At 50.1% G+C, this 3185-nt stretch carries 4 protein-coding genes; 1 reads left to right on the top strand and 3 read right to left on the bottom strand.

Features of this window, described 5'->3' with window-relative positions:
• Positions 1-283 (bottom strand): NAD-dependent epimerase/dehydratase family protein (locus FJZ26_05155; protein MBM3229794.1); only part of this gene is annotated, 283 nt, incomplete at its 3' end.
• On the bottom strand, positions 204-1712 hold the full coding sequence (locus FJZ26_05150; protein MBM3229793.1) for a nucleotide sugar dehydrogenase: 1509 nt from the start codon (positions 1710-1712) through the stop codon (positions 204-206). The genes FJZ26_05150 and FJZ26_05155, both read right to left, overlap by 80 nt.
• A gap of 55 nt (positions 1713-1767) precedes the next feature.
• On the opposite strand from FJZ26_05150, the gene FJZ26_05145 reads away from it, so the two are divergent.
• On the top strand, positions 1768-2901 hold the full coding sequence (locus FJZ26_05145) for a glycosyltransferase (protein ID MBM3229792.1): 1134 nt from the start codon (positions 1768-1770) through the stop codon (positions 2899-2901).
• Positions 2902-2943: 42 nt separating this feature from the next.
• Here FJZ26_05145 and FJZ26_05140 read toward each other — a convergent pair.
• Positions 2944-3185, bottom strand: a 242-nt coding sequence (locus tag FJZ26_05140) for a dTDP-4-keto-6-deoxy-D-glucose epimerase (protein ID MBM3229791.1), incomplete at its 5' end; no start/stop codon positions are given.

Genomic DNA, 3185 nt, shown 5'->3' with positions numbered 1-3185 from the left:
TGTCAAAGCCGGACAGCTTGTCGTGCAACCCCTGCGGCCTTGTTATGTCAGCCTCAACAAACTCAATCCTGTCCATTACCGAGTCCAAATATGACTTCCTGCCGCGAAAATTGTTGTCAAGCACGCTAACCTTGTAGTTTTCCCTGACAAGCCGCTCGACTAGAAACGAGCCTATAAAGCCGCTTCCACCAGTCACAAGTATCCTATTCAACCCCGACCCCCCTGTATACAAACCCAAGGCTTTTGACTGCGGCAGGATTGAGCATGTTCCAGCCGTCGACAACGGCCACCTTCTTTTTCATTGCCCCAGCGTATTTCCTCAAGTCAATTTCCTTCCACCTTGGATGATTGTTCATGATGATTATGCAGTCTGCGCCATCAAAGGCTTCATTGTAGGTGCCAACCGGCCTTGCAATCCCGGCAAATTCTTCCGGCTTTGCCACATGGTCCATCCCGACAACATCGGCCCCAAGACCCTTTAGCTGCATTACAAGGTCCTCTGTGGGCGAAAAGCGCACGTCCGAAGTTTCGGGCCTTCCCTTGAATGCAATTCCAAGCACCGCTACCCTTGCGCCTTTAATGTCAACACCATTTGCGCTTAGCGCCTCTTTTGCAAGGCTTAACACGTGCAGAGGCATTGACTCATTGATTTTCCGCGAGTTAAGGATTATGGAGTTTGGGTGGGCATGCGGCAGCTGGCTTAGGAATATATACGGGTCTTTTGTCAGGCAAGCCCCGCCAACCCCGGCGCCTGGAACCATTAGGTTGTTTCTCTTGTAGTTCATGTTGGCTGCCCTGATTATCTCATGCGCATTTAGCCCAAGCTTCTCGCAGGCAAGCCCGATTTCATTTCCAAGGGCAATGTTGACATCCCTGTAAATGTTGTCAAGCTGCTTTACAATCTCGGCCGCCTCTATTGAGGAGACTCGGACAATCGTGTTTGTCACCCTGTTGAATATGTTTGCCGCAAGGCCAACTGCCTCCTCCCCAGTCCCCCCTATTATCTGGGGCAGGTAGCGAAGCTCCTCTAGCGCTTTTCCCTCTATTGTGCGCTCTGGCGCAAACACCAGATGGACGTCTTTTCCTGCAACAAGCCCCGTCTTCTCTAGAATTATCTGCCTGACAATGCCGTTTGTAGTGCCAACAGGCACAGTGGAGCGAAGTATTACAAGGTCGCCTGCTTTCAGCCTTCCCGCAACATCCTCGGTTGCGCGCCTGACATAATCCATCACGGGCTTTTTTTCCTTGTCAACCGGGGTTGCAACTGCAATAATGTAGGTGTCCGTCTCCCCGTCCTTCTCAACAGCCTGCGTTACACTAAGATTCCCTCCCAGGTGCTGGTTTAGCAGAAATTCCAGCTCCGGCTCATGAAAGTGCGGCTTTCCTGCCTGAAGCCGCCTTGCAGTCTTCTCGTTTATCTCAACGCCGTTAACCTTAAAGCCAACATCGGCAAGCGTGACTGCAAGTGTCAGGCCAACATAGCCCATTCCGATTACGCAAATCCTTTTCATCATCCCACCAGATTTTTGCCTGAGTTTTCCTGGATGCCTGTCCAACCATAAATCAATTTGATTGCAAAGTAGCGCCCCGCGCAATTTTCTTGCGCCATACTTCAGGTTCCTTGTGTAACCTGCCCGCAAACGAATAGTATTTGCGCTGGAAAGCTTTTTAAGCAGAAATCGGCCAGCATTGTGCAGGGAAAAAGTGCGCATTTTGGGAAAACTGCCCAGTTTTTTTCCGCCACTGCCGCATTTGGTGTTTTATTGCATGGACCTTAAGCTTGCGACCTCAATTTCAAGGCTTCCCTTTTGGGGCAGCGCGAAAAAACTCGCAGTTCCGGCCTACCAAAAATCCAAGGAGGCCATATGGGCTGCGGCTGCCGCAAGGACAAAGGCTGAGCTTGCCTTGGGCCTCAAGCCAATGCGCCCACTCCCAGTTGCTAACAAGTCTGCAAAGCTTGACAAGGCCCTTTACGTCGGCCTGCGCTACAAGCTTGGGCTTAATAAAACCGAAGAAGAGTACAGCCATCTGCACATGTTCCCTGCAATCAGGAAAATCTGCCGCCATGTGGAGTATTTCCCGTTTTTTGAGATTGCAGCAAAAAAGGGGAATGCGCAAATGAATAAGGAGCTTGAGGATTTGGTAGGCTCGCTTGAACCCGACTTGGTCATATTCACTGCCGGCTATGACTACTTTGACATGGGCATGGTGCGGCGCATCTCATATAGCCGCCATCCTGTTACCTATGCCTTCATGCCTGATGACTTTTTCGCCTTTGAATGCGTCTCAAGATACGTCGCGCCCAATTTCAACTGGGTCTCCACCACGGATTCAAAATCACTTTCAAAATATGCACGCCTTGGCTACAATAATGCAATCCTGACGCAGTGGGCCTCAAATACGGATTTTTTCCGGAAGATTTCAGGTTGCGAAAAGGATATTGGGGTAAGCTTTGTTGGAAGCGTGCGCGGCCCGCGAAGGCGGGAACACTTAGGCTACCTTGCAGCCAAAGGAGTTGATGTTTCCATATATGGCTATGGCAGCCCTCTTGGCGCTGTCAGTTATGAAAAGATGGTGGAAATATTCAACAGGTCAAAAATCAATCTCAACTTCAATTTCATCACAGGCGGCACGCAGATGAACGCAAGGCTGTTTGAAGTCACTGCCTGTGGCGGTTTTGTGCTCACGCCTGACAACTACGACCTGCCGCGCTATTTTGAGGCCGGCAAGGAAGTGGTTTGCTATGAAAGCCCCTCCGACCTGGTTGAAAAAATAAGATATTACCTGTCGCACGAAGCTGAAAGGGAAAAAATTGCAGAAGCAGGCTACAGAAGGACGCTTGCAGAGCACTCCTATGAAAAGCGCTTTGAGAAAATCTTTGCGCAAATTTTTGGCAAATAGTTTTCGGCAAATAGGGTTGTTTGCCTTTTACAATGTTACGTCTCAAAAAAGCCTTGCGTCCTTGAGGGCCGGAAGCTGCCTGTCCCTTGCAGAAAATATTTTTTTGCCCAAGTCCGGCCAGCTTATCCCAAGTTCCAAGTCATCATGCCTTACGCCTGTTTCACAAGACGGCTGCTGCGGCGCATCGGCAAGATAAACCACCTGCGACCCTTCCTCCATGCTTGCAAAACCGTGGGCAAAGCCCTGTGGTATGTAAAACCCTAGCCTGTTTTTTTCGGACAGCA

Source organism: Candidatus Parvarchaeota archaeon (genome assembly GCA_016866895.1).
GTDB lineage: Archaea > Micrarchaeota > Micrarchaeia > Anstonellales > VGKX01 > VGKX01.
The sequence above is the reverse complement of the archived record's forward strand: the minus strand, read 5'-3'. Positions and strand labels throughout refer to the sequence as shown.